22 protein-coding genes are annotated in these 26,770 nt (G+C 60.5%); 5 read left to right on the top strand and 17 right to left on the bottom strand.

Annotation, left to right across the window (positions count from 1 at the left end; genetic code table 11):
- Window positions 1-255 precede the first annotated feature (255 nt).
- The 4 genes from CKW38_RS01755 to CKW38_RS01740 all read left to right on the top strand — a co-directional run bounded on the left by CKW38_RS01755 (window position 256) and on the right by CKW38_RS01740 (window position 7,159).
- On the top strand, window positions 256-3,063 hold the full coding sequence (locus tag CKW38_RS01755; RefSeq protein WP_095111629.1) for a multicopper oxidase domain-containing protein: 2,808 nt from the start codon (window positions 256-258) through the stop codon (window positions 3,061-3,063).
- Window positions 3,060-4,163: an SCO family protein gene (locus tag CKW38_RS01750; RefSeq protein ID WP_095111628.1), complete on the top strand. Its 1,104-nt coding sequence runs from the start codon at window positions 3,060-3,062 to the stop codon at window positions 4,161-4,163. The genes CKW38_RS01755 and CKW38_RS01750 overlap by 4 nt, the downstream gene beginning before the upstream one ends.
- Window positions 4,164-4,257: 94 nt before the next feature.
- The gene (locus CKW38_RS01745; RefSeq protein WP_095111627.1) at window positions 4,258-5,748 is read left to right on the top strand and encodes a HAMP domain-containing sensor histidine kinase; all 1,491 of its coding nucleotides are present in this window, start codon (window positions 4,258-4,260) and stop codon (window positions 5,746-5,748) included.
- Window positions 5,717-7,159 carry a sigma-54 dependent transcriptional regulator gene (locus CKW38_RS01740; protein WP_095111626.1) on the top strand — a complete coding sequence of 481 codons (1,443 nt, stop codon included), beginning with the start codon at window positions 5,717-5,719 and terminating at the stop codon, window positions 7,157-7,159. Before CKW38_RS01745 ends, CKW38_RS01740 begins: the two co-directional genes overlap by 32 nt.
- A 146-nt stretch (window positions 7,160-7,305) precedes the next feature.
- Here the strand turns inward: CKW38_RS01740 and CKW38_RS01735 are convergent, their stop codons facing one another.
- Window positions 7,306-7,653 (bottom strand): hypothetical protein, encoded by a 348-nt coding sequence (locus CKW38_RS01735; protein WP_095111625.1) that lies wholly within the window; start codon window positions 7,651-7,653, stop codon window positions 7,306-7,308.
- A 258-nt stretch (window positions 7,654-7,911) separates the two neighbouring features.
- On the opposite strand from CKW38_RS01735, the gene CKW38_RS01730 reads away from it, so the two are divergent.
- Complete coding sequence (locus tag CKW38_RS01730; protein WP_095111624.1) at window positions 7,912-8,709, top strand: class I SAM-dependent methyltransferase; 798 nt, start codon at window positions 7,912-7,914, stop codon at window positions 8,707-8,709.
- 125 nt (window positions 8,710-8,834) lie between these two features.
- On the opposite strand, the gene CKW38_RS01725 is transcribed toward CKW38_RS01730, so the two are convergent.
- The 16 genes from CKW38_RS01725 to CKW38_RS01650 all read right to left on the bottom strand — a co-directional run bounded on the left by CKW38_RS01725 (window position 8,835) and on the right by CKW38_RS01650 (window position 26,706).
- Window positions 8,835-9,527 carry a hypothetical protein gene (locus CKW38_RS01725; RefSeq protein ID WP_007919427.1) on the bottom strand — a complete coding sequence of 231 codons (693 nt, stop codon included), beginning with the start codon at window positions 9,525-9,527 and terminating at the stop codon, window positions 8,835-8,837.
- On the bottom strand, window positions 9,524-10,714 hold the full coding sequence (locus CKW38_RS01720) for a GNAT family N-acetyltransferase (protein ID WP_095111623.1): 1,191 nt from the start codon (window positions 10,712-10,714) through the stop codon (window positions 9,524-9,526). The genes CKW38_RS01725 and CKW38_RS01720 overlap by 4 nt, the downstream gene beginning before the upstream one ends.
- Window positions 10,715-10,718: 4 nt before the next feature.
- On the bottom strand, window positions 10,719-11,408 hold the full coding sequence (locus CKW38_RS01715) for a GNAT family N-acetyltransferase (RefSeq protein WP_095111622.1): 690 nt from the start codon (window positions 11,406-11,408) through the stop codon (window positions 10,719-10,721).
- A gap of 68 nt (window positions 11,409-11,476) precedes the next feature.
- Window positions 11,477-13,396 carry a hypothetical protein gene (locus CKW38_RS01710; protein WP_095111621.1) on the bottom strand — a complete coding sequence of 640 codons (1,920 nt, stop codon included), beginning with the start codon at window positions 13,394-13,396 and terminating at the stop codon, window positions 11,477-11,479.
- A complete protein-coding gene (locus CKW38_RS01705; protein WP_007919435.1) occupies window positions 13,393-14,700 on the bottom strand; it encodes an oligosaccharide flippase family protein in 1,308 nt (435 codons plus the stop codon). Before CKW38_RS01705 ends, CKW38_RS01710 begins: the two co-directional genes overlap by 4 nt.
- Window positions 14,697-15,698 carry a polysaccharide deacetylase family protein gene (locus CKW38_RS01700; RefSeq protein WP_007919436.1) on the bottom strand — a complete coding sequence of 334 codons (1,002 nt, stop codon included), beginning with the start codon at window positions 15,696-15,698 and terminating at the stop codon, window positions 14,697-14,699. Before CKW38_RS01700 ends, CKW38_RS01705 begins: the two co-directional genes overlap by 4 nt.
- A gap of 13 nt (window positions 15,699-15,711) precedes the next feature.
- Entirely contained in the window at window positions 15,712-16,848 is a 1,137-nt protein-coding gene (locus CKW38_RS01695; RefSeq protein ID WP_007919437.1) for a glycosyltransferase, read from the bottom strand.
- Window positions 16,841-17,809, bottom strand: coding sequence for a glycosyltransferase (locus CKW38_RS01690; RefSeq protein WP_095111620.1), 969 nt, complete (start codon window positions 17,807-17,809; stop codon window positions 16,841-16,843). Before CKW38_RS01690 ends, CKW38_RS01695 begins: the two co-directional genes overlap by 8 nt.
- Entirely contained in the window at window positions 17,806-19,173 is a 1,368-nt protein-coding gene (locus CKW38_RS01685; protein WP_007919446.1) for an O-antigen ligase, read from the bottom strand. The genes CKW38_RS01690 and CKW38_RS01685 overlap by 4 nt, the downstream gene beginning before the upstream one ends.
- Entirely contained in the window at window positions 19,170-20,258 is a 1,089-nt protein-coding gene (locus CKW38_RS01680) for a glycosyltransferase family 4 protein (protein ID WP_095111619.1), read from the bottom strand. The genes CKW38_RS01685 and CKW38_RS01680 overlap by 4 nt, the downstream gene beginning before the upstream one ends.
- Entirely contained in the window at window positions 20,255-21,847 is a 1,593-nt protein-coding gene (locus CKW38_RS01675) for a Wzz/FepE/Etk N-terminal domain-containing protein (RefSeq protein ID WP_095111618.1), read from the bottom strand. The genes CKW38_RS01680 and CKW38_RS01675 overlap by 4 nt, the downstream gene beginning before the upstream one ends.
- Window positions 21,848-21,863: 16 nt before the next feature.
- Window positions 21,864-22,886 carry a polysaccharide biosynthesis/export family protein gene (locus CKW38_RS01670; RefSeq protein WP_007919474.1) on the bottom strand — a complete coding sequence of 341 codons (1,023 nt, stop codon included), beginning with the start codon at window positions 22,884-22,886 and terminating at the stop codon, window positions 21,864-21,866.
- A 21-nt stretch (window positions 22,887-22,907) separates the two neighbouring features.
- Complete coding sequence (locus tag CKW38_RS01665; RefSeq protein WP_095111617.1) at window positions 22,908-23,555, bottom strand: CpsD/CapB family tyrosine-protein kinase; 648 nt, start codon at window positions 23,553-23,555, stop codon at window positions 22,908-22,910.
- Window positions 23,555-24,301: a sugar transferase gene (locus tag CKW38_RS01660; protein WP_007919478.1), complete on the bottom strand. Its 747-nt coding sequence runs from the start codon at window positions 24,299-24,301 to the stop codon at window positions 23,555-23,557. Before CKW38_RS01660 ends, CKW38_RS01665 begins: the two co-directional genes overlap by 1 nt.
- 18 nt (window positions 24,302-24,319) lie before the next feature.
- Entirely contained in the window at window positions 24,320-25,357 is a 1,038-nt protein-coding gene (locus tag CKW38_RS01655) for an NAD-dependent epimerase (RefSeq protein WP_007919479.1), read from the bottom strand.
- Complete coding sequence (locus CKW38_RS01650; RefSeq protein WP_095111616.1) at window positions 25,354-26,706, bottom strand: UDP-glucose/GDP-mannose dehydrogenase family protein; 1,353 nt, start codon at window positions 26,704-26,706, stop codon at window positions 25,354-25,356. The genes CKW38_RS01655 and CKW38_RS01650 overlap by 4 nt, the downstream gene beginning before the upstream one ends.
- Window positions 26,707-26,770 lie beyond the last annotated feature (64 nt).

Raw genomic sequence — 26,770 nt, 5'->3', positions numbered from 1 at the left:
AGCGTTCCGGGCTGCATTCCCACGCAGAGCGTGGGAACGATCAATCTCAAAGATCGCAGCCTTCGGCAGCTCCTACATGAGGTTTGCATTACCTCAAAAGATTTATGAACTTCCCCCATCAGTGGGTGTCAAGCCCCGGTCACCGGGGAGTGGGGGAACCCACAGACTTTCCAAGTCCCTGTTACAACTAGAAATAATTTCTTGGCGCAGTAGTTGCAAAACACCATCACCCCTTCCTTGATGAGGCGGCTGGTGATGGACAGAGCAACGCGTGACCCAAGCAACACTTTCCTGCTGACGCCTCTGAGCGTCTTTCTGATGTTGACCCTCGGCAGCATGGCCGGCGTTCGCGCCAGTCCCATTGATGACGAGCGACAGCCAGAAGTCTCCGATCCCTCGGCGTACTACGACGAACCGGCCGACCGCGCCGGCGCGCTCAATAACATCCTGACCCTGCCTGAGGCCAACGAAGATTCCTTCGACTTGCCCGACGGCGTCAAAGGCAGCCGCGACTCTACCCGCACGGAAAACATTCTGCCGCCGACGGTGCAGACGAGTTTCAACTACCCCACCAACGGCAAGCCGAGCCCGCTCTATGGCGCGCAACCGTTCACCCAGCAGTTGACCCTGTTCGAAGAGTTTGGCCCGGAAAAGCTCGACCCGACCACCCCGGCCGCGCCGTTGCCATTTCCGCCGGCCGCGATTGGCCCGGCACCGGCTCAGGACCCGAACAACGTCGCCCGCAGCGCGCCACCCGGCAGCGCCCTCGACGCGTTCCTGCGTCAACCGGGGCTGACGCCATTCCCCAGCCAGTTCGCCAATGTCGTCGACCGTAACCCGTGGCAGGCGCAGATCGAAGTGTTCCTCAACCGCCACATCGGCTCGTCCGCCGAAGGTCGGCCACCCGGAAAAGGCTGGGCGCACCAGCGCTGGAACGAGTTCTACCCGCAAGTCGCTTACAAAACCGTACAGACCGGCGCGCGCCTCAACGGTGGCCTGCGTGACAGCGTGCAAATGCACCATTACGCGGTGGGCGAATTCGGCCCCGGCGGTCTGTACCACAACGTCGCCGGTGTACCGCTGACCGACGGCACCTCGAAGGGCGTCGACCCGCGTTTCCACCCGGCGATGCCGGCGCAAAACCACAACTCGGTGTGGACCTTCGACGGCACGTTGCCGCCGAAACTGTTGATGGTGCGCTACGGCCAACCGGTGATGATGCGCCACTACAACGGCTTGCCGATCGATCCGTCGGCCAACCGTGGTTTTGGCCTGCACACCATCAGCACCCACGAGCACAACGGTCACGCGCCAGCGGAAAGCGACGGCTATGCCAACGCGTTCTTCTTTCCGGGGCAGTTCTACGACTATCGCTGGCCGATCCAGCTCGCCGGTTACGACAGCATCAACACCAAGGCTGAAGACCCGCGCGCAGCGTTCCCCTGCGCCCCCGGCGAAACCCTGTGGGTCAACGACCTCGCACCGGCGAAGAAAACCTGTGACAACGGCACCATCAAGATCCGTGGCGACTGGCGCGAAACCATGAGCACCCACTGGTTCCACGATCACATGCTCGATTTCACCGCGCAGAACGTCTACAAGGGCAACGCGGCGATGATGAACTACTACAGCGCGCTGGATCGCGGCAACGAGTCGGTGAACGACGGCGTCAACCTGCGTCTGCCCAGCGGCAGCGCTTTGCCGTGGGGCAACCGCGACTATGACGTCAATCTGGTGCTCGCCGACAAGGCCTGGGATCAACAAGGCCAATTGTGGTTCAACCCCTTCAACACCGATGGCTTCATCGGCGATCAGGTGCTGGTCAACTGGCAGTGGAAACCGACCCTTGACGTGCGTGCGCGCAGTTATCGCTTCCGCATTCTCAACGGCTCGGTGTCGCGCTACTTCAAACTGGCCTTGGTGCGGGAAATCAAAGGCAGTGGCGGCGAGTTTCAGGGGCCGAAAAACTCGGGTGTGACGTACAGCCGCGTGCCGTTCCACATGATCGCCAACGACGGCAACATCATGGAACACAGCGTGCCGTTCGACGGTTCGATGGACCTCGACGCCGATGGCGATAAACAGAACCACAACGCGATCCTGCCGACGCAGGGCATCGCCGAGCGCTTCGACATCATCGTCAATTTCTCGAAAAACGGTATCAAGCCCGGTGACAAGCTGTTCTTCCTCAACCTGCAGGCGCAGGACGACGGCAAAGGCCCGAAAGAAATGATTCCGCTGGCTGACGTACTTTCGGAGAAATACCTGCCAGTGATCAAGCAGACCAGCAATGGCCCGCAGTGGGACCGGGGAGATCCGGCGGTGGGCAAGGTCTTGCAGCTCAACGTCAAGGCCTACACCGGTCAGGATCTGGCGATGAACCCAGCGGCGTACGAGCCGGCCAAACCGGGCAAGGCTGAAGGGCTGGTGATGATCCCGCTGAAACTCCATCGCGACAACGCCGCCGATAAAGTCGTGCTGGCCAAGGCCCGCCACCGCACTTTCACCTTCGGCCGCTCCGACGGCACCGATGAGGCGCCGTGGACGGTCAAGACCGATGGCGGCTTCGGCTTCCACATGGACCCGCGTCGCTTGAATGCTTCGACTCAGCTGTCCAGCGGCCCGACCGATGCCGGTGTCACCGGGTTCGGCACCCTCGAAGTGTGGAACATCAAGGCCGGCGGCAAGGGCTGGAGCCATCCGGTACACGTGCACTTCGAAGAGGGGATCATCCTCAGTCGCGGCGGCAAGGCACCGCCAGAGTGGGAAAAATGGGCACGCAAGGATGTCTACCGGATCGGCTCCGAAGCCGATGGTCTGGACAGTGTGGAAATGGCGATCAACTTCCGCGAGTTTGCCGGGACCTACATGGAGCACTGTCACAACACTCAGCATGAGGACAACTCGATGCTGCTGCGTTGGGACCTGGAGAAACCCGGGCAACTGCAGTTGATGCCAACCCCACTGCCAAGCTGGGACGGTGTGCGCTACGTCAACTCCGCCGCGCTGCCAACTTTCCGCAGCGGCGACGGTATGGGCCCACAAGTGGTGGTCAAGCCATGAACCGCCGCCACGTTGATAGCCAACCTGTGCATACCCCGCGCTCCCGGGCGCTGGGCATGCATCTGGTGTTGCTACTGGTCGCCTGTGTGCTCGGCAGCCGCGTGCTGCCGGCACATCAGGCCAGTGTCAGCGAGCCGTCAGCGGCCAGTGAATCCGCCACCCCGTGGGGTGGCAACTACTTCCCCAACACCTTGCTGACCGATCAGGACGGTCAGCAGGTGCATTTCTTCGATGACCTGATCAAAGACAAAGTGGTGGTGATCAACTTCATCTTCACTTCGTGCAGCGATTCCTGCCCACTGGAAACCGCGCGCTTGCGCCAGGTGCAGAAACTGCTGGGGGATCGGGTCGGGCAAGACATTTTCTTTTACTCGATCAGCATCGACCCGCTCAGCGACACGCCCGAAGTGCTCAAGGCTTATTCGCAACGCTTCAAGGTCGGCCCCGGCTGGAAGTTTCTCACCGGCGAGTTCGAAGAGGTCACCGACCTGCGCAAAAAACTCGGGTTGTTCATCGAAGGCGTCGACAACGGTCGCAGCAAGGATCACAACCTCAGCCTGATCGTCGGCAACCAGAGTACCGGGCGCTGGATGAAAGCCTCACCGTTCGAAAACCCGTGGATCCTCGCCGATCAACTGGCCAACACCCTGCAGAACTGGAAACAGCCGAGCATCGAGGAAAGTTACGCCAACGCTCCGGACATTCGCCCGCCGAGCAATGGCGAAGAATTGTTCCGCACCCGTTGCGCCTCGTGTCACAGCCTCGGCCCGCAGGATGGCCAGGGCCTTGGCATGCGCAGCATCGGCCCTGACCTGATCGGCGTAACCCGCCACCGCGATCCCGAGTGGTTGAATCGCTGGATCCGCGAACCGGATCGCTTGCTCGCGGAAAAAGACCCGATTGCCCTGCAACTCTACGAACAATTCGAGCGAATCCCGATGCCCAATCTGCGCCTCGATGAGCAATCCGCGCAGTCGATCATCGACTTTCTCAGCGATGAAACAGAGCGTCAGCAACCGTCCACTGCGGCCATGACCGACGGTGCTTTGACGCCAGTAAAACCGGGCGATCCAGCCGCGACGGTGAGTCAGATGCGGTAGCGGCGAAATAGCATCATTGAACCGTGTGTCGCGGTCAGAGCCACCTACACTGATGGCTGTAAGCAGCGCGATATAAAACTCCAGGGCCACTCCCATGCAGCGACTGGAAGCACAAAAAACCTCTGCACCGAACGCATCGGTCGCATGCAAGGGCTGGCGCGAGCAGTTCAATTTGCTGCGCTGGTTCTCGCTCGCGAGTTTTTTCATCATCGCCGCCGTGGCGTTGGGGCTGGGTTATATCTCCACACGCTTCGTGGTCACCGAAAGTGTCGAGCGCGATGCGCTGCTGACCGCGCAATTCGTTGAGGCCATTGGCGCGGCGGAAATGCGTCACGCCAAAATCAATCCGAACCGGACGATGGGCGAAATGCTCGACCCGCGCCAAGACAACCAGTACCCCGATGTTGACCCGGCGCTACAGGTTTCGGCACGCACCGAGTTTCTCGATCACGTCGAACACTTGCCGGATATTTTGCTCGCGACCGTTTATGCGCTGGATCGCACGGTGATCTGGTCGACCAACGCTGAGCTTATCGGTGTGCACATCAAGGATGACGATGAGCTCGACGAATCATTCGAGATGAAAGTGCCGGTGTCTTCCAGCTACCACAAGATCGACGATGAGAAACCCGAGCAGCAAATGTTGCGCGAACCGAAATACCTGTTCATCGAGAACTACATCCCGATGTTCAACGCCGACAAAAGCAAAGTCGTCGCCATGGTTGAGGTCTACAAGGAGCCGGCGGATCTGGTTGATCGCATCGACCGTGGTTTCGCCTCGATCTGGGCGGCGACCTGTTTTGGAGGCGCGGCGATATTTCTGGCGTTGTTCTGGATCGTCCGCCGCGCGGCGAAACTGCTGCAGAGCCAGCAGCAACAGTTGATCAGCAACGAAACCTTTGTTGCCCTCGGCGAGATGTCCTCGGCGGTGGCGCACAGCCTGCGCAATCCATTGGCGACCATTCGCTCCAGCGCCGAACTGGCCCAGGAAGTCGCCAGTCCCGGTGCGCAACGCAACATTGGCGACATCATCAGCCAGGTTGATCGCATGTCACGCTGGGTGCGCGAGTTGCTGGTGTCGCTGCGGCCGATGAATGACGACGGCGAGGCGGTGGATCTGGTCATGGCGGTCGAAGACACCGTTGGCGCCTTCGAAGCATTGATCAAACGCTGCAACGTCGAAGTGCGCTTCACGCCGCAGAATTGCGCGCCGGTCGTCAGTCACAAGGTGCTGCTGACGCAAATACTCAATAGCCTGTTTGCCAACGCCCTCGAAGCCATGCCCAAGGGCGGTGTGCTCACCGTCGAGTTAGAATCGCCGCAGCCCGACAGCGTGCGTCTGACCGTGAGCGACACCGGTAAGGGCATGAGCGCGCAGCAGCAACTGTTGGTGTTCAAACCGTTTTTTACCACCAAGCAGGGCGGCCTCGGGGTTGGCCTGGCGTTGGTCAAAAGAATCATGGAGCGTTTTCAGGGCTCGGTCGTTTTGACCAGCAAAGAGCAGGAGGGAACCCGCGTCAGTCTCAACTTCAAAGTGGCATCGGGAGGGGAATATGGAACACAGCATTCTGCTGGTCGAGGATGACGAACTGTTGGCCGAAAATATTCAGACCTACCTGGAGCGCAAAGACTTCGAGGTGACGGTCTGCCATTCGGCCGAAGACGCGTTAGGGCAACTGGAAACCTTCATGCCCGACATTGTGCTGACCGACAACTCGCTGCCGGGCATGAGTGGTCACGAGCTGATCCAGAAGCTGCGCATCAGCGCGCCGGATCTCAAAGTGATCATGATGACCGGTTACGGCAACGTTGAAGATGCCGTGGTGGCGATGAAGGAGGGCGCCTTTCATTACGTCACCAAACCGGTCGCGCTGACGGAGCTCAAACTGCTGCTCGACAAGGCCCTGGCCACCGAAAGGATGGAGCGCACGCTGTCGTTCTATCAGGAACGCGAGGCGCAGAAATCCGGGGTGCAGGCGCTGATCGGCGACTCGGCGCCGATGCAGTATTTGAAGAACACTATCGGCCAGTTGCTCGATGCCGAGCGACGCATGGCCAACACCGATCTGCCCCCGGTTTTGGTGGAAGGCGAGACCGGCACCGGCAAAGAGTTGGTGGCCCGGGCGTTGCACTTCGACGGCCCGCGCAGCAAAGGTCCGTTCATTGAATTCAACTGTGCGTCGATCCCGTCGAATCTGGTCGAGTCGGAGTTGTTCGGCCATGAGAAGGGTGCGTTCACCGATGCCAAGGATCGCCGGGTCGGGTTAGTGGAAGCAGCGGATGGCGGCACGCTGTTTCTCGATGAGATCGGCGAGATGGATCTGCTGTTGCAGGCAAAGATTCTGAAGTTGCTGGAGGACCGCACCATTCGCCGGGTCGGTTCGGTGAAGGAGCGCAAGGTCAATCTGCGGGTGATCAGCGCGACCAATTGCAACCTGGAGCAGATGGTGCAGCAGGGCAAATTCCGCCGCGATCTGTTTTTCCGCTTGCGGATCATTTCGATCAAGGTGCCGCGCCTGTACGCGCGGGGCGACGATATTCTGCTACTGGCCCGGCACTTCCTTGCCAGTCATGGCAAACGATACGGCAAACCGAATCTGCATTTCAGTCAGCAGGCTGAGGAGTTGCTGCTCAGTTACACCTGGCCGGGCAATGTGCGCGAGTTGCGCAATATGCTTGAGCAGACCGTGCTGCTGGCGCCAAGCGACACGATCGCCGCGCATCAACTGAATGTGTGCATGAGTCTGTGCGACGAGCTGCCGCCGCAGCATCAGCATCAACATTACGAGGCTGTGCCGCACTATGAACCGCGTCCGGCGAGCAATATGGAGTCGATGAACCTGCCGGAAGTCGAACGCGACATGGTGCGCAAGATGCTCGACAAGACCGACTGGAACGTCACCAAGTCCGCGCGCCTGCTGGGCCTGAGCCGCGACATGCTGCGCTACCGCATCGAAAAACTCGGCCTCGCCCGGCCCGATAAACGGCAGTGGTAACCCCACCGCAAATCCCCTGTAGGAGTGAGCCTGCTCGCGATAGCGGTGTGTCAGCCAATAAACAGGTCGACTGACACACCGTAATCGCGAGCAGGCTCACTCCTACAGGGGATCGATGGGGCAGCAGATGTTGTGGGCAACCCGGATCAATGCTGCTGCCGACTCAAACACTCCAGCACACAACTCGGATCCAGCACCTCGTCATTCACATAAATCCCACGCTCGGCATCGTAGGTGCGGATAAACACCCGCACCGTCGCATCCGCCACCGTCGGCAGTTGTGAATCGTAGAATTCATGGTCACCCGGAAGCACCACAAAATCCTGCGGCGCCGTATCGTCGTAAGGCTTGGGCGGCGTGGAACCCAGCGAATACGGAGCAGGGTGGGCGAAGGGCTGGTTGGGCCCGTAATAATTGAAATTGCTGTCCAGCGCTTGCGCCTGAGTGGCAGCGAGCAGACAGCCGGTCAACAACAGCCGATCGAGCATATGCATGGCGGCACCTGCGAGTGCGGTTTTCCCCAAGGCTATTAACTATAGCTGCCCACGCCCCCAACGCTCGATCCACATCGGATCCCTGTAGGAGCTGCCGCAGGCTGCGATCTTTTGATCTTGACCTTTAAAAACAAGATCAAAAGATCGCAGCCTGCGGCAACTCCTACACGAATTGGCTTACAAGTTTGCAACAACCGCAATTGAAGAGCTGATCTAGACTCGGATCCGCTCAATCACCAGCATCGTCCGGAGTGCGCCATGGAAGTGCCCAACAATAAAACCGCCATCGAGAGCAATCGACAGGCGTGGAACGATTCCGCTCGCCATCACCAGGATTCGCCTGGCTGGCAGGCTTTGCTCGGCGAGGTCGCGCAGGCGGATTTCTCTTGCGTTGATGAGACCTTGAGCGGGTTGCTGGCGGTCGATGGCAAAGAGGTGATTCAACTGGGCTGCAACAACGGCCGCGAGAGTCTCTCGCTGTTTGCGCTGGGTGCCAGAAGCGTGGTCGGTGTCGATCAATCGGCGGCGTTTCTTGAACAGGCCCGCGAGCTGAACAAGCGTTCACCGCACAACGCCGAGTTCATCGAAAGCGATATCCATCATCTGCCGACGTCGTTGCAGAACCGCTTCGATGTGGCGCTGATCACCATTGGTGTTTTGAACTGGATGCCGGACATCGGCGAGTTCTTCCGCCATGTCGCTTCAACGCTGAAACCGGGTGGCCAACTGGTGATCTATGAAACCCATCCGTTTCTGGAAATGGTCGATCCGGAGGCGGAAGATCCGTATCGCCTCGCCAGTTCGTACTTTCGCGCCGAGCCGTTTGTCCAGGAAGAGCCAATTGTCTATGGCGGCAAGGTTGAGCAGCAGTCGGCGAAGTCGTATTGGTTTGTGCATAACCTTGGCGCCATCTTCAGCGCTGCCATTGCGGCGGGGCTGAATATTGCGCACTTCAAGGAGTATGCGCATTCGAACCGGGAAGAGGTTTATGACCGGTATTTGAATCAAGAGGCGCAGATGCCGATGTGCTTTACCCTCGTCGCCACCAAGGCGTGATTGATCGGTGCGGCAACCGGCCTCATCGCGAGCAGGCTCACTCCTACATTTGAAATGCATACCCCTGTAGGAGTGAGCCTGCTCGCGATGGCGGCATCAAAGCCGCCACAAATATCCAGACTGAATCAAGCCTGCGCCGCCGCCGTCACTACCGGTCTTTCCGGCTTGCGCAGCGCCTCCAGTCTCGAGTTGCTGTAGTTCGATTCGCGGAAGAAACGCCAGTGCCCGAACAGGTCGTAAACATGGGTGATATGCCCTTGTTCCTGATAGCCCAGGCGAATATGCATCTTCAGCGCCTGTACATTGGCGTTGTCGCAGATATCCACGACTTTTTTGAAGCCTCGGGCAGACATGACTTGCCAAAGTGCGGTCTGTGCATCGACGGTCAAGCTACTGCCGAAATAGTGCCGGGTAATTTCGGCACCGAACTGAAAGTATTCACCGGGCTTGACCGGGAACGTGCAGCGGTAGAAGTGGCGGTCGTAATAGTCTTGAGTGCTGGCCCAGACGAACCCGACGGTGTGACCGTCCTGGTCCAGGTACATATGCCCGGTATGTCCTTCAGCGGCCAATTCGGCCATGGTCTCCACGCGGTCACCAAAGTACTTGCCGAATGCCTTGGCGTTGTCCTCGGTGATGTCGACTCTGCGCAAACCTTCGCAGGGGCGCAGTTTGTTCGGGGCAATCGGCGTGACCAGGTCGCGCTCCATCCACAGCAGTTCACGATGAGCGAACACGTAACGTTTCCACAGCGCGCCAAGGGTGCGGCGCAGGCCTTTTTGTTTGATGCGCAGAAGCAGATTTTCGATGACGCTCATGATGCCCTCCGAGGCGCTAGCCCAGGTGTGTTGGATGGTGTTGCCGGTTGAATTTCGGATGTGTTCGCCGCCGTCGAGTTGCCGGCACGCTGTGCGCGCCATTTTTGCAGGGCCGGTTTGACGTGGTGCCAAAGGCGTAGCCCCAGGCCCAGCAGCAGACCGCTCGGGCGCCACGAGTAGAAACTCCAGCGCCAGTGTTCCAGTTGCCCGGTCATGCGTTCGTGCAGTTGATGGCTGGAGTTTTCCAGGCTGACCCGCGACGCATCGATCCAGCGCCAGTGCTCTTCCAGCCCCCAACGAATCCATTCCTCCAGCAACACCCGCCCGCTACCGAGGTCGGCGTACTGCGGCAAAAACGCCAGGTTGTAATCGTAGAGGCGGCCCTGTTCGAGCAGGCCGAGGCGATAGCTGATGCAGCGGCCGTTCAGCTCCAGCGTCACGACCCGCACCAGTCCTTGAGCGGCGAGGGCGGTGAAAGCGCTTTGCATCCACTGACGACTGCGTTCGGTGGCGAAAATCCCCACGCCTTCATCGCCTTTCCAACTGACCGACTCGACTTCCTGCAGCGCTTCTAAAATCGTAGGCATCGACAGCGCATCGGGGGTGATTCGTCGCACTTGCGCACCGCATGCGGCAATCCGTTTGCGCGCCCGACGCAGCTTGTAGCGCGGGTCGCCGGAGATCTCCTGATGATCGGCGTCGCTGATCAGATGCACTGGCACTCGGCAACTCAGGCGTCGTTCAGCCGTGGAACTGCGCGCCATCCATTCGGTGAGCGCACTTTCTTCACCGGCAGGTTCCGACAGTTCATTGAGTTGCAGCAGCGCGTGGGGCAGATGCTTACGGATCAGCACCAGCGCCTTGTGCATGTCTTCGCTGCCGAGCAACGACAGCAGGGCCAGGCGATCGGCCATTGGATAACCCAAGTGATGCAAAACGCGAAACGGTACGCCAGTGAAGCGTTCGCGGCTGGCCACCAGTGGCAGGCACAGCAGCAATTGCTCGGCTTCCCAGCCGAGCAGAATGTGCAGGCGCTGATCCTCGTCCAGGGCCTGCTCTGCTGCGCACAACCAGCCAAGGTTGTTGAACGGCGTGTGATCGGCCACGCGCAGGCGCAGTGCCTCGAAGGCTGTTGCCGGGAAGTCGGCAGCGCATAGAGAGGTGCGCCATTCGAATCGCATCACCATGGGTTCAGACCGCCGTTGCTTTGACAGGTGGACGGGAAGTTTTACCCAGCGCCGCCAGACGCGAGCCGCTGTAGCGGGTTTCGCGATAGAAGCGCCAGCGGCCGAACAGCGTGTAGATATTCATGATCCGCTGTTGTTCGGTATAGCCCATGCGCAGGTGCAGCTTGAGCGCCGGGACGTTGCTCGAGTCGCAGACATCGACCACTTTGCGGCAGCCTTGGGCGGCCATGGCTTTCCACAGACGCAGTTGCAGATCTACCGACAATTCGGTGCCCCAGTAGGCACGGGTCAGTTCGCCGCCGAACTCGAAAAACTCGCCGGGTTTAACCGGAAACCGGCAGCGGTAGTAATGCCGATCGAAATAGTCGCGCGGCGTGCCCCAGATAAACGCCACGGCATCGCCTTTGTCGTCGACATGCATATGCCCCGTGTGACCGTCACTGGCCAAATCGGCCATGACACCGACGCGGTTGCCGAAGTAGCGGGCAAAGGCGCTGACGTTGTTTACGGTGATCTTCAGCATGCGCAGTGGCGGGTAGGGTTTGAGGCTGTGCGGCGGCACGGGGCTGACCAGATCGCGCTCCATCCACAGCAGTTCCTGATGGGCAAAAATGTACATTCTGCGGATCTTCGCCAAAGTCGCTCGCAGGCCTTTACGACGGATATGTCCGCTGAGTCTTCGCAAAACATCCATGGTCTCTTCTCCTGTTGAGGATCCCACGCACAGCAAGAGGCTCGCGGGGCAGAACATCGAAGGGCAGTTCATGAAGCGCTCCAGTTCAGGGCAAACAGGGTTTGCCCCGGCAATTCGAAACGCACCCGCCCGTTTTCACAGGAAAACGATGCGTCGCTGCTACGATTGTCAGCGCCGAAGAAACGCAGGGCGCTTTGGTTCAGCGGGCACCGGGCACCGCTCAGATCAACCCGTTGCAGGCGCGTGCCTTTGTTCACCCCGAGCAGGGCGCGCTGCTTGTCGCCGGCCATCGCCAGGACATCCACCTCAAAAGCGTCGTTATCCAGTTGCAGCACTTGCGGCAGCCAATGCCGGGCGATGAATTGTTGGGCAAGGCCCACCGGTTTCAGCTCGAAGCGACCATCGTCATGTATGCGCACCATGCCTTTGCCGTAGGGCGGTTCGTCGGCGGCCTGAAACCAGTTGAGCATGCTCAGCAGGCCATCCTGAGAGGCGTTGATGACCACCGAGGCCCACCACAGCGCGGTGTAATGGGTTTCCTGATCGTAGGGGCTCAGGGCTGAGCCACTGGACAGATTGGTCTGATCCAGCAGCAACGCTTTGCGTGGCTGACCGTTAGCGTCCAGCCCCACCAGGTCTGCTGCGCGGCGTACGCTGTCGCGGTAGACCCGGGTCGCCAGCAGGTCGCGGATCATCCATTCATGCCAGGCCAATGCATCGACCTGATCGGCGGATTCACTGAGTAGACGCCGCGCCCAATCGATGCCGCGCTTGTCCGCTGCGTTGCGGGCGAACGGCCCGTTGACAAAACGGGAGCTGGCGGGCATGGCGATGCGCACGCCGGCCTTGGCATTGGCCGGATCGCTGCGCACTTGGCGGGCCATGCTGACAAAAATCGCCCGATAATCTTCGTAGCTTGAATAGTTCAGGTTCGGCTCGTCGGCGAAGCCGATGTAATGCGTGCCTTGACCCTCCAGGGCACGAGTGCCGGCGAGCCATGCCTCCAGGCCGTTGTTGCTTTGCACGTCGGCACGCAGATCGGCCCGACGCCCGGTGCCAGCGAGCAGTGTGATGTCCTGGCGGATGCCGAAGCGAGTCTGATAGAGCTGACGAACCGGGTCTGCGAAACGGGTATTTTTCGAAGTGACGTCAACGTAGCTGTAATAACTCGCCGCACTCGGTTTCAAGGCATCCAGTGCGGCATGACTGGCCGCGGGCGGCATGAGATTGGGCAGGGCAATGCCCAGATCGGGGGTGCGACCGAGCACCTTATCGTGCAGGGTCAGGCGTACCTGGCCCGGCTCTTCACGCAAGGGTTGGAGCTGCTGCGGATTTTGCGCAAACAGATTGGCCGTGCCGTCGAGCCAGAAGGCCGCTTTGCCGCTGCCCTGCAGGCGCAAGCGCCAGACCTGGGGCTGGTCGCTGACCGGTAAGGCCACTTGATCGAATTGCCAATAGGCGCGGTAGGGCTTGAGGGCCAACGACAGTTGTTGTCCATCGTCTATGCGCTGGGCTTGCAGCGCGTTGACTCCGCCATGGTATTTGCCGTTCAGCACCGCGTGTTCTCCCGGTGCCACTTGGAAAAACAGCTCATCGCCATTGCCGGTTTCGACACTGAAATGCACTTTGGCCGGACTGAACAGCGCTACTGTTTTATCGTCATGCTCGACGCGATAACTGCGGAAGCTGTAGCCGGGAATCTCCAGGCGATAACTGGCAGCGCCGGGCAGCAACGGCCAGCTCTGCGAACCGCGAGTTTCGCTGGCTTTGATCAGCCGTTCGCCCTGCAGCTTGCCCTGACCGTCGAGTAGATAAATATGCTCTTCATTGGCCTCGGCCTGCCATGCCGGCACCCATCGCACTGTTACGGTGTCCGGGCGATCCGCTTGCAGGTACAGACTGCCGTCGCGCAGGTCACCCCACTGCATCGGCGCCGCGAAACCGTTCAGCGTCAGGCCGAGTCCTAACAGCAGGGCCAGGCGTTTCATGCTGTCTTCCGACGTTGCAGCATCAACCACATCGGGGTGATGTCGCTGGGCAGGATGATCAAGGTTTGCCAGAACGGCACGTTGCTCAAGCGGCAATAAAGCACCAGCATCGCCACCGTCACCGCCAGATAGGCGATTGATGAAGCCGCCGCTGCACCGACAATGCCGAAGGCAGGAATCAACAGCAGATTCAGCGCCAGGTTGAGCAGAGCGCCGATGCCCATCAGCAACGACACCGTGCCGGGGCGATCCTTGCCAATCAGATCCAGCCGCAGAATGCTCGCATAGCACAGGCCCAGCAGGCCGGGCAGCAACGCGAGCAGCGCTGGATACGCCGGTTGATACGCCGCACCGAACAGCGTGACGATCAACCATTCGCCGATCACTGCCATCGTCAGGCAGGCGCCGAGCATCACCGTGGCGGTCAGGCGCAGGGCCAGCGGCGTGACCTTGTCCATGCCTTTGTCCTGTTGCAGCAGTCGCTTCATCAGCGGTGTGGTGACCGCCTCCGGAACGATCAGCAACAATTCGGCGGCGGCGCTGGCCATGGCGTAGTGGCCGAGCGCGGTACTGCCCAGCAGGGCGCCGATAAACAAGTAGTCGGAGCGCAGAATGATCTGTTGGAACAGCAGATCCGGATGGCTGCGCGCACTGAATCGCAGCAGCTCGTTCTGGCTCGCACGGTCCCATTGCAGTTGCAGCGGTTGTGCGCGTTTGAGCCACATCCAGCCGACCAGCACCACCAGACTGATGCCGGCCAGCCAACTGATCAGCGCGGCTTCGAGTGCGGCCTCTTTCCACATCCAGAACAGCGCAACAAACAATAGCAGCGGCGCGAGGGATTCGATCAGACGCAGAACATTGAAGGCGACCACGCCGCCCGACGCGTTGTGCAAGGTCAGCAAACCGCTTTTAAGGACGGTCAACGGCACCGCCAGCAGCAACAGCCACGCCAGCAGACCGAGCTGCATCGTCACATCGAGTTCGCTGCCGAACTCACGGGCCAGCGCGACCACCAGCAAGGTCAGCAGCCCGGCCAGAACACAGCCGAACACCAACACCTGAGCGAGCAACAAGCCCATTGGCCGCTGATTGGCCGCTTGATAACCGACTGCCGAATTCAAGCCGCCGCTGGTCGCCGCGCTGATCAGATCCGGCAGGGTGCTGAGCAGGGCGAACAAACCGCGTTCACTCGGGCCGAGAATCCGCGCCAGCAACACATTGCGCAGCAGGCGCAAGGCAATCATTGCCAGTTTGGTGCCCATGCTCAGGGCCAGATGCTTGAGGTAGCTACCGCGACTCATGACCGTGCCCCGCGATAAATGCGCCACGACAACAACGCCGGATTGCAGGCGATGCGCTGACTGACGCCGAAGCGCGGCAGGTTCAGCGGGTCGCCTTCGCCGCGATAAATGCCGGTGCCGGTGCCGAGGGCGAACGGGTAGTCGTGATTGGCGATCTGCTCGCGCACGCGTTCATCGTTGTCGCCGTTGGGGTAGCAATACACCGGCAGTGGGCGGTTGCAGCTGTTGTACAAGGCATCGCGGCTGCGGCTGATTTCTTCGTTCAGGCGCTGATCATCAAGGCCGGTGAGGATGGCGTGGCTGGCACCGTGCGGGCCAAAGCGCACCAGACCGGAAGCCTCCAGCGCGCGCACTTGATGCCAGTCCAGCGCTTGCGGCTGTGATTCGGCTGGGCACTCATCGGTGAGTTTTTCCAGTTCCTGCGGGTCAAGCGTCTTCAACCCTTGGAGGAAATGCAGCAGCGCCAGGCTGCGGCGGTCGACATCGATGTCATCGAGCAGTACCGGCAATGGGTGATGCATGAACTGCAGGCACTCGATCAAGTGCATCCGCGCTTTTTCACCGTGGCTGCCCCACAGGGTTTCGCCAAGGCTTTCCCACCAGAAACGCTGACGGCTGCCGATGAAATCGGTGGAGAGGAAAATGCTCGCCGGTACCTGATGTTTCTGCAGCAGCGGGAAGGCGTTGACGGCGTTGTCGCGCCAGCCGTCATCAAAGGTCAGCGCCACCCGTGGGCGCTCGCTGCGCAGCGAATTGGGCTGGAGGATTTCCATCAGCGGCACGCAATCGAAATGCCGACGCAGCCACAGCAGTAAATGCTCGAAGGCCTTGGGCCCGACGCACAATTCATTGCGGTGCGGCAGGTTGGCGGCACGGTCGTTGGCCAGCACCCGATGCAGCATCAAAATGACCCCAGCACCGTGCAACTGGTTGCGCCCCACTGACGAGTTGAGATAGAGCCAGCCGCTGGTGCGTTTCAGCAGTTGTTTGATCGCCATGGCATGAGTCCTCTCAACGATTCTGGTCAGGATTCCACTGTGCGTAGCGTTGCCCGCGCAGGAATTGCCACAGACCGACGCTCATGCCGGCCAGCGTCACCAGCAGGAATGCTGCGAGGCGGAACGGTTTGGGTAAACGGTGTTGCGAATCCAGCAGGCCGGCGATGGCAACCGCGTAGCCGAGCAATTGCGCAATCAGGCTCAGGCGATAGAAACCGTGCTCGTTCCACAGCCAGAAATTGCTCAGCAGCAGCGGCAGCAAGAGAATCGGCGCGAGACGGCGGATCAGTTTGTGGCTGATCAAGGCAATGGAATAAAGGCCGTACTTGAACGGGTTCAGCAGTGCGCTGCGTTGCGCCAGGCTTTGCAGGCCACCAACCGTGACCCGCTGGCGGCGGCGCCATTGCTTGCCCGCTTCATCAACGCCCTGGTCGATCACTTGCGCCTGGGGTACGTAAACGATGCGTTTGTGCGCGACCGGCGCGCAGGTACTGATGAAGAAGTCGTCGTTGACCTCGGCCGGTACGTTCTGGAACAGTTCGCGGCGCAAGGCGAGCAGGGCGCCGTCGGCGGAGACCATGCAGCCGGTGCGATTCTCGACCCGGCGCAACCAGCCTTCGTAATGCCGATAGAGGCTGTCGCCAATACTCAGGCCACCACCGGTGACCGGGATCACCATGTGCCCGGCGCAGGCACCGACCTGCGGATCGCTCAACGGCGCGAGCAAATGGCCGAGGGTGTCGCGCGACCATTGGTTGTCGGCGTCGGTGAACACCAGAATGTCGCCGCTGCTCACAGCGACGCCGGCATTCAGTGTGGCGGCTTTGCCCTGGCGCGGCAGGTCGAGGACGGTGATGCGCGGATCGATCACTTTGTGCGCGCAGGCCACGGTGTCATCGCTCGAGCCGTCGCTGGCGAGAATGATCTGCAGCGCTGCGGGCTGATAATCCTGGGCCAGCAGGGTGCGCAACTTGTGCTCGATGTGTCGCGCCTCGTTGTGCGCGGCGATGACGATGCTGACGTTCAGCGGCGGTGCCGGCGCGTGCCGCCAGGCCGGGAACAGCGGCGCCAGCAAGGTCAGCAGCAGCGGATAGCCGATGTAGGCGTACGCCGGCAGCACAAGGCACAGGCAAAAAATGAATTCAGCCACGGGCGGGCCTCCTGGCGTTCCAATGACACAGACTGAGAATAAGTGCCGCGCTGGGCAGGTGCAGGCGTAACCAGTGCAGACCCCACAGTTGCAAGGTGAGGCGAGCATTGTGGTGCTTGATGCTCTGCCGCACGCTGAGCATCAGACTCGGCAGCAGGGTCAGCACCAGCAGGATCACCGCGAGCTGCGCGAGGCCGGCGAGCAAGGCAACGATCAGTAGAAAATCCGTCATCCAGACCAGCAACGACAGCAGCGGAAAACGCAGCAGGCGCAGGCTCATGCCATGGGTGCGCAGCAACTGCAGATGGCTGCCCTGGCGCCACAGCTCCTTGCCCATCCACTCGCGCCAGTTCATTTCGTAGCCCCAATGCAGGGCAATGCTGTTACTGGTCGACAGCAGCCGTGCGCCCTGTGTGCTCAGACGCAAGGTGTATTCCTTGTCTTCGCCGGTGCGCAGGGTTTCGTTGAATCCGCCGACGACGTCAAACCAGCGTTTGCGCATCAACAGGTTGGCGCTGGGCAGCCAGTCCACGGTGCGACTGGCGTGCGCTGATGGACGCAACATGCGCCGTTGCCAGGCGGTCGCGTACCACGGCGCGGCGGCGGGGGTGTGCAGATCCAGGCCAAAGATGTCGCCCTGATTCTGCGCTTCGAGAGCGAACAATTCGTTCAGCCAGTCTTCGGGCATTTCGATATCGGCATCAATGAACGCCAGCCATTCACCGCTGGCAACCGTTGCGCCACGATTGCGCAAGGCGCCGATCAGCAGGCCGGGCAGCACCAGCACCTGTGCGCCGAAGGCGCGAGCGATCTGTGGCCCGTCATCAGTGGAACCGTTGTCGACGACGATCAGTTCACAGTCGATGTCGGCGGCGTTCGCAGCCTTGCGAGCGGCCAGGAGGGTGCGGCCGATGTGCCGTGCCTCGTTGTACATCGGAATGACGATGCTGATCCGGCTCATGCTCTGGCCTCCGTCAGCGGTGCTTGCTCGGCTTTCAGGCGCAGCACCCAGGTCAGTGCAAGCATGATCCACAGGTATTTCAGGTTCGGCGCGCTGAGAAACATCAGAAACAACGTCAACGACAGAAAGCTCATTCCCAGATGGGTCATCAGGTCCGCGTGCTGCCATTCGCGCCGTTGCAGCCATTCGCGTCGTGCGCGGATCAGGTTGTAGAAACCCTGCACGAGCAAGCCGACAAACAGCAGGCCGGCGGGAATCCCCAATTCGCTGAAGATCTCCAGATAAGTGTTATGCGCCCGGCGATAGAGATCGCCGATCTTGCGGTTGGCCGAGAATGCCTTGGCATAACCGGTGGTCGCATAGTGCAACGGGAAGGTTCCGGGGCCCGAGCCGAGCAGCGGATGCTCGCGGATGATCTGGCTGCCGACGACAATGTAAGAGGCGCGACGGCCGAGGGATTCATCCTGAGCCTTGGCCCCGGCGCTCAAGATACTCAGCGACTGGATGCGCGCCAGATAACCGGCAGGCATCGCATAAATCGCCAATGGCAGCACGATGGCGGCGCCGAGCATGGCGAATCCGAAATGCCGCGGACGGATACGGTTGAGGTGCTGGCGGTAATGCCAGACCCCGATCGCCAGACTCAAGGCCAGTACCACCAGCCCTGAGCGCGACTCCGTTTTGGTCATGCCGCCGAGCAGCAACAGGCAGCAGCCCGCCCAGAACAATCGTTGCAGCAGGTTCGGGCTGCGAATCACCAGCAGCAGGCCCAGCGGCACGGCGAAGGCGATCAGCAGCGCAAAGGCATTCGGGTCTTCGAGCAGGCCGGCGGCGCGGCCCTTGTCCTGGAATCTGCTGGAAAACATCGCCATCGCGCAGGTCGCGCTAACGCTGAGCGTGACCAGCCGGGCGAACAGATCGAGGTTCAGCTCGCGGCCGATCAACAAAGTGATCACGAACAGAATCAGGCCCACGCTCAGTTCACGCAGATGACTCTGTGACATGCCCATGTTGTCGGTGGCGAGCAGGCTCAGCAGGTACAGCGCCATGAAACCGATCAGGTAGCGCCACAGATTGCTGCGCAGGCGCTGCGATGGAATCTGATGCAATGCCAGTTGCAACGCCAGGATCAGTGCCAGCGAAGCACCGATGAATTTGCTCCCCGATAACGCGCTGTCCTTAAAGAACCCTTCAAACGGCACCAGCGCGGCAATACCCAGCAGGCCCCACGACGGTTTGCGGTACAGCACCGTGAAACCCAGCAGCCCTAGCACTGCCCCCGGCGCCAGATACGGATAAGGACTGACCAGCAAAGCCATGCAGACCAGTGCCAGCAGGCTGACGATCGAGAGCGGGAAAATCATGCGCGTGCCTCCCCTGCCGTGTGGATGTACAGCTGCGACCAGCGTTCAGCCAAAGCCTTGAGGTCGTAGCGTTCCTGTTGTGTGCGTCTGGCGTTGTCGCGCAGTTGCGCGGCCAGTTTCGGTTCGGCCAGCAACGTGTCGAGTTGACGGGCGAGGGCGGCGGTATCGGTCGGTGCGGCGAGCAGGCCGTTGTGGCGGTCCTGCAAGACATCGGGAATGCCACCGACCGCGAACGCCACCACGGGCACACCGGCCTGCATCGCTTCAAGCAGAATCATCGGTGTACCCTCGGTGCGCGAGCTGATCACCAGCGCATCGAGTTGCTGCCACCAGCCTTGCATCGCCGTCTGATAGCCCGGCAAGCGAATCCGCTGTGGTAAACCGGCAGCGTCGATACGCGCCTGCAAGGCTTCACGTTCCGGACCGTCACCGAGCATCACCGCGTCCAGTTGCGGATGCTGGTGACACAACGCAATCAGCGCATCGAGAAACAGATCCGGGCCTTTCTCGCTGCTCAACCGACCGACGTAACCGACCAGCCAGCGTTGTCGTTCCAGCGGCGGCGCCGCTGACGCCGCTGGCAAACCGTTGGGGATCACCTGCAACTTCTCTGCACGGACGCCGGCCTCACGGTGCAGCGCAGCGATGCTTTGCGCTACACAGATCACCCGCTTCACCGAGGCCGTGCGGCACAATTGCAGGCTCAGCCAGGTGTAGAACTTCTGTTTGCGACTGCGCGGGGTGAAACCGTGCTGGGTGATGACCAGCGGCAGGCGCAACAGCGTTGCGCCGACCCAGCCAAACAGTTGTCCTTTGAAGTTGTGCGTGTTGAGCAAGGGCTTGTCACTACGGCGCTGATGCAAGTGCCGCAGTAGTCCGCCGAGCCCGGCACAGCCGCGGGCGTCCACCCCGGCCTGACGAAAGCGCTCGATCAGCTCGGCTGGCGCGTCGAGGAACAGCACCTGATGCTGCCCCGGCGTCGCCAGGCAATGATCCAGCAACATCCGCTCGGCTCCGTAGAAGCCGCCGCTGCTGAGCAAATGAATGATCGGCAGGGCGACGCACGGGGTGGACGCCGCGTTCAATTGCGCACCCAGTGAACCAGGCTGGGCATGGTCCAGTTCTTGTGCGGATTGCCAGGCTGCGACGTTTCTTCATTGATTACCAACAGCACCGGCAGGCCCAGTTCATGACTGATTTGCGCCGGATGTTTGAAGCGGTGATCGAAGAACTCACGCACATAGACGAAGGCAATGGCCAGCAGCAGACCGGTGAGCAAACCAAACGGAATGATCAGCATCGGCTTGGGAAACGCCGCCTCGGTCGGTTCGTACGGTGGACTCAAGACACGGGCGTTGGACAAGTCGTTGTCCAGCGCGCGGGTCGTGCTGCTTTCGGCAAAGCGTTGCGCATAGGTTGAAAACGCTGCGTGCAATGCGCCGATCTCGGTGTCCATCTGGCGCAGCTTGCTTTGGGTTTGCTGCAATTGATGGATGCGATTCTTGAATTCGGCAATGCGCGCAGTTTTCTGCTCGATGACCTGGCTGACCACCGACAGGTCGATCTTGCGTTCCTGGATGCGGTTGTTGACCACTTTGAGGAACTGCTGGCGGGTGCGGGCAATTTGCTCGCGGGTCAGCAACATCGGTTCGCTACTGGGTTGAAATACCGCGAGGTCATTCATATAGCGGCTGACCTGAGTGGTCAGTGCCTCGCCCATCTGCCGGATCTCACGGTCTTCGAACGCGATGTTGTCCACCGTGGTGGTGAAGGTGAACGGGAAGGTGTAGTCGTTGAGCTTGTTGGTGTTGGCGGCGGCCAGGCTGGTTTTCAGGTAATCGAGCCAGCGCTGGCTTTGCAGCAAGCGATCGCGATACAGGTTGAGTGCCTGCTCTTCAGTGTTGATCGCGTTGAGGCGAAAGGTGATTTCCTCTTTCGGATCGGACGAACCGACACTTTCCAGCAGGCTCAGCCGTGCGCCTTCCAGACCGTCGAGCCGCACCTGATATTGATGCTTCTTGGTCTCGTAGAACGAGTGCGGCAGCTCGATCGATTGCAGCGCCTGACGATCGACCAGATAGTTGCGCAGCAACGTGGCAACGAACGTTGTGCCCTGGGCAGGATCAGGGAAGCTGTAGACGATCGAGATCACATTGGAACCCGGCAGGGTTTCGATCTTCAGATTGTCGATGGCTTCCTGGGTCAAGCCATCCAGTGCCGTGTCGCGCACCGGATCGGTTTCCATGCCCAGTGCATCACGCAGCGGATTGATCACGTATTCGCGCAGCGGCGTGCTGACGTAATTCTTGAACGGTTCGCCGAGCAGCTTGCTGAGCATCCCCGGCGGCGGGTTGTACTGACCCTGATCGCGCAGTTCGCTGATGGTCTGACGGATCAGCGCCGGCGAACGGAGGATATTGCTTTCGGTTTCCATATCCGCCAGCGATGGCGGAATGAAGGTGGCGTTGTCCTGGGTCAGCGAGGTGGTCGCATCGCCCTGAGACAGTTTTTTCGACTGCACGATCACCTGTGCGGTGATATCGAAGCTCTGTTTGAGCAACAGCGGCAGCAACAGCGCGATCACTGCAAAGATCAGGAAGATGCGCTTCACCAGTTGCTTGTTGGCGAAGAAAATCCTGAAGAACTCGTGCAGGTAATTTTCTTTTGGGTTCATGTCGTTCACCTGAGAGTCAGTTGTCACTGCCTTTGTTGTCGACGCGGTAGCCGAAGCTGAAACCCACGCCCTGGAACAGCACCACATCGGCCAATTGGCGGGCGAGTTCGCCGGCGCTGGCCAATTTGGTTTTCGGTACGTAAAGCATGTCGTCCGGTTGCAGGTAGGCGATCTGTGGCGCATCGCCCGACAGTGCTTTCTCGACGTCGTAGTTCATGGCCTGCACCTGATTGCCGTTGCGCCGCATGATCACCACCGAATCGAGACGCGCCTTGACATTGGTACCGCGCGCCAGGGTCAGCGCCTCAAGCACCGACACCGGACGGCGGATCGGGTACGAGCCCGGTTGAGCGACTTCGCCGAGTACGTAGATCTCGTTGCCGGCGGTGGATTTCAGCAGCACATCCACAGTCATCCGTCCCGGCAATTGCGCGTACTTGCTATTGAGGAAGGTTTCCAGTTGATTGACCGTCATGCCTTGCAGCGGCACAGCGCCGATTTCCGGAAAACTCGCATAGCCATCGGTGCCGACGGTGATTTCGCGGCTCATGCCGGTGGCCGGGTGGTTCAGCGCGCTTTTGAGGTTCTGCTCGTTGCTCAGCGGGCTGAGAATCTGCACCGAGAGCTGATTGCGGTTGGGCTGGAACAGCTGCTTGCGTTGATAGGCGCGCTGGATTTCCTGCCGCGCCTCGTCGCTGGTCAGCCCGGCGATTTTCACCGAGGTGTTGGCGCCCGGCAGTTCGATGGTGCCGTCAGGCAGCACCAGTTGCGTGCCGTTGAGCTGACTGGCGGCGGTGAAGTTCAGGCCGATCTGGTCACCCGACTGCACGCGGTAAGCGTCCGAGCCACTGGTACTGATGTGGAAAATCACATCCAGCACATCTTTCGGGCGCAGGGTCTGCTCGACCCTCGGCATGTCGGTGGCCTGCGCATTGGCCGGTGTGGCGGTGAGGATATTCACCGGCATGTTGCGGGTTTCGGAATTGCTGGTGCAGCCTGCAAGCGGCAGCAACAGCAGGACAAGCATTTTGGCGTTCATGGCGTCATCCTTTGCGTTCGCTTACAGGTTTTTGTAAAGCCATTTGGGCATGTAGTACTTGCGCCGGTTGAACACGCTACCGACCACTTTTGCCCCGGCCTGGGTCAGGCGTTGCACGGCGGCCTGGGCGACTTCCCAACGGGTGTCTTCGGCGCGTACCACAAACACCACGCCGTCGACCTGAGTGCTGATCACCAGCGTGTCGGCGGCGGAGTACACCGCGTCGCCGTCGATCACCACGAAGCGGTACTGGCTGCCCAATTGATCAAGCAACGGGCTCAGACGCTCGGCGGTCAGGTGCTCCAGGGTGCGGATTGGCCGGCCGTTGGGCAGCACGTGGAACGGCAGGCTCGAGACCTGCACCACACAGTCCTGCAACAGCGGCGGTTTGTCGGGGTTGAACAGCAAGTCGCGCAGGCCGCGCTCCTTGCTCAGGTTCAACTGCTGGGTGAGGTTGTCGGCCGACTGGCTGGCGTCGACCAGCAGCACTTGGCCGCTGCTCATTTGCGCCAGTTGGCTGGCCAGCGCCAGGGCACTGGTGGTGGTGCCGGCGCCGGGGTTGGCGGCGGTCAGGAACAGGATCCGCAGATCGAGATCCAGCACGGTCGAGGTCAGGTTCGATTCGCTGGGGGTGGCGATGCTCAGGCTTTTATTGGTTGAACCGTCCATTAGCTTGCTCCGTGGCCGCTGAATACTTTGAAGGGGGTTTTCAACAGAATCTTCAGATCAAGCAGAAGGCTCTGCTCGGCGATGTAGCTGAGGTCCAACTCAACGCGCTGGTCGAAGTCGATATTGCTGCGTCCGGAGATCTGCCACAGGCCGGTCATGCCGGGGTAGATCGCCAGACGCGCGAGGTGGTTGTCCTTGTAGCGGTAAGCGTTGAACGAGGTCGGACGCGGCCCGACCAGGCGCATGTCGCCGGTCACTACATTGATCAGGTTGGGCAATTCATCGAGGCTGGTGCGCCGCAGGAAACCGCCGATGCGGGTGATGCGCGGGTCGTGGTCGATCTTGAAATCGATCGCGTCGGCACCGTGTTTGTTGAGGTGACGCAGCGACTCTTTCAGTTCTTCGGCGTTGGCCACCATGGTGCGAAATTTGAACATGCCGAATTTGCGGCCGCGATATCCGGTGCGTTTCTGCACGAACATCACCGGCCCGGGGCTGGAGAATTTGATGACCAGCGCCAGACCCAGCAACAGCGGCGAGATCAGCACCAGGATCAGCAGCGCCCCAAGGCAGGCGACCACCCGATTGGTGCGTGACAGTTGCCATGGCCGACCGCCGTCGCGGCCCGTAAACCAGCCGCGACCCTGGCGATGAATCGCCGCGTCGAGACGCATTCGGTGCTCGGGATCCACGCGCTTGTCGCGGCGCATTTCTTGGATCGCTACACTTTTCTCATGTCCAGTCATGGAGTCCTCCACATTCATTCAGCCGCGAACGGCGCGTGGGCGATAGGCAGTGGGGTAGTAGTCGCGGAACCAGGCGATAAAGCATCCGAGTCCCTCATCCAGCTCTATCCGGGGCTGAAATCCGGTGGCCTGAGCCAGGTCGCTGGCCTCGGCGCAGGTGTTGAGTACGTCGCCCGGTTGCAGCGGCAGCAGCTCGACAATGGCTTTCTGGCCGAGGTGCTTTTCCATCAGCGCCAGATAGGTCTTGAGTTCAACCGGATGCTGCCCGCCGATGTTGAACAACCGCCACGGTGCCATGCTGCTGGCCGGGTCGGGTTGCTTGCGATCCCATTGCGGATCGGCGTGCGGCGGGCGGTGGGTGAGGCGAGCGATGCTTTCGATGATGTCGTCGATGTAGGTGAAATCGCGCTGGTGTTCGCCGTAGTTGAACAGCTTCAGCGGCATCCCTTCGCTGATCGCCCGGGCGAACTGGATCGGCGACATGTCCGGCCGGCCCCAAGGCCCATACACGGTGAAAAAGCGCAGGCCGGTGCAAGGAATGCCGAACAGGTGGCTGTAACTGTGCGCCATCAGTTCATTGGCTTTCTTGGTCGCGGCGTACAGCGACAGCGGATGATTGACGCCGTCCTGCACCGAGTACGGCGTGTGCTGGTTGGCGCCGTACACCGAACTCGACGAGGCGTAAATCAAATGCTCGACCGGGTGATGCCGGCAACTCTCCAGAATGTTGAGGAAACCGTTTAGGTTGCTGTCCAGATATGCCCGTGGATTTTCCAGCGAGTAGCGCACCCCGGCCTGCGCCGCCAGGTGAATCACCACTTGCGGACGTTCGCGGACAAACAGCGCTTCGATGGCCGAGGCATCGGCCAGGTCAACCGTGGCGAGCTGGAAATCGCCGACCTGCTCACGCACCCATTGCACGCGATCGTGCTTGAGTTGCGGGTCGTAGTAGGCGTTGAAATTATCCAGACCGACCACCGAGTGTCCGTCGCGCATCAGCCGCAGCACGCAATGGGCACCAATGAAGCCGGCCGCACCGGTGACCAAGACCTTCATGGCCGTAGTCCTTCAGGGGCTATGTGACGTAGACCGATGCCGCTGTAATGCAGGCCGGCGGCCGCCACTTGTTCCGGGTTGTAGAGGTTGCGGCCATCGATGATCACCTTCGAACGCAGCTTTTCGGCGAGCAACTCGAAATCGACCACGCGGAAGTTTTTCCACTCGGTGCAGATCACCAGGGCATCGGCGTCTTCCAGGGTGTCGTCGCGGGTGGCGCACAGGTGCAGGTCATTGCGGTAACCGTAGAGGCGCCGGCATTCGGACATGGCTTCCGGGTCGTAGGCCTGCACACTGGCACCCTCGGCCCACAGCGCATCCATCAGATAACGGCTCGGTGCTTCGCGCATGTCATCGGTGTTTGGTTTGAACGCTAGACCCCATACAGCAATCGATTTACCCGCCAGGCCTTGCGGGAACTGTGCTTTGAGTTTGCTGAACAGGATGTGCCGCTGCAGGTCGTTGACGTCGGTGACGCTGCGCAGCAGTTTCAGCGGCATGCCGTTGTGTTCGGCGGTGTGCAGCAGGGCGCGCAAGTCTTTGGGAAAGCACGAGCCACCGAAGCCGCAGCCCGGATAGATGAAGTGGTAGCCGATGCGCGGATCCGAACCGATGCCTTTGCGCACCGCTTCGATGTCGGCACCGAGCAGTTCGGTGAGATTGGCCAACTCGTTCATGAAACTGATGCGCGTGGCGAGCATGGCGTTGGCGGCGTACTTGGTCAGTTCGGCGCTGCGGTTGTCCATGAACATCAGTTTTTCGTGGTTGCGGCAGAACGGTGCGTATAGCTCGCTCATCTGCTCGCGGGCCGCGTCGTCGCGGGTGCCGACGATGATCCGGTCCGGACGCATGCAGTCGGCGAGGGCGCTACCTTCTTTGAGGAATTCCGGGTTGGACACTACCCGCACTTGCAGATCAGTCTTGCCGCGGCGCAGCAGTTCGCTGTTGGCGGTAGCCAACACCTGATCAGCCGTGCCCACCGGTACCGTGGATTTGATGATGAGGGTGCGGTCAGCTTCCATATACGAAGCGATTTGCCTGGCGACGTTGAGCACGTGGCTGAGGTCGGCGGAGCCATCCTCATCGGCCGGGGTGCCGACGGCGATGAAAATCAGCTCGGCATGCTCGACCGCGTCGCTGGCTTGGGTGCTGAACAGCAGACGGCCGGCCTTGATGTTTTCCTCAAGCGTGCTGGACAAACCTGGCTCGCTAATGGGCGGCACCGCTTGTTGCAGTTGTTTAATCTTGTTTGGGTCAATGTCCACGCATAAAACGCGATGACCGACATCTGCAAGTGCGGCGGCTTGTATAAGTCCGACATAGCCAGTGCCAAATACGCTCACGTCCATCTGCGCACCTCAATAACACCAAAAGTTAACTACGGAATGAGATTGTTAAAGGGGTATAGCGCAG

This window comes from Pseudomonas sp. Irchel 3H7, assembly GCF_900187605.1.
Classification (GTDB): domain Bacteria; phylum Pseudomonadota; class Gammaproteobacteria; order Pseudomonadales; family Pseudomonadaceae; genus Aquipseudomonas.
This window is presented reverse-complemented; position numbering and strand designations above follow the sequence as displayed.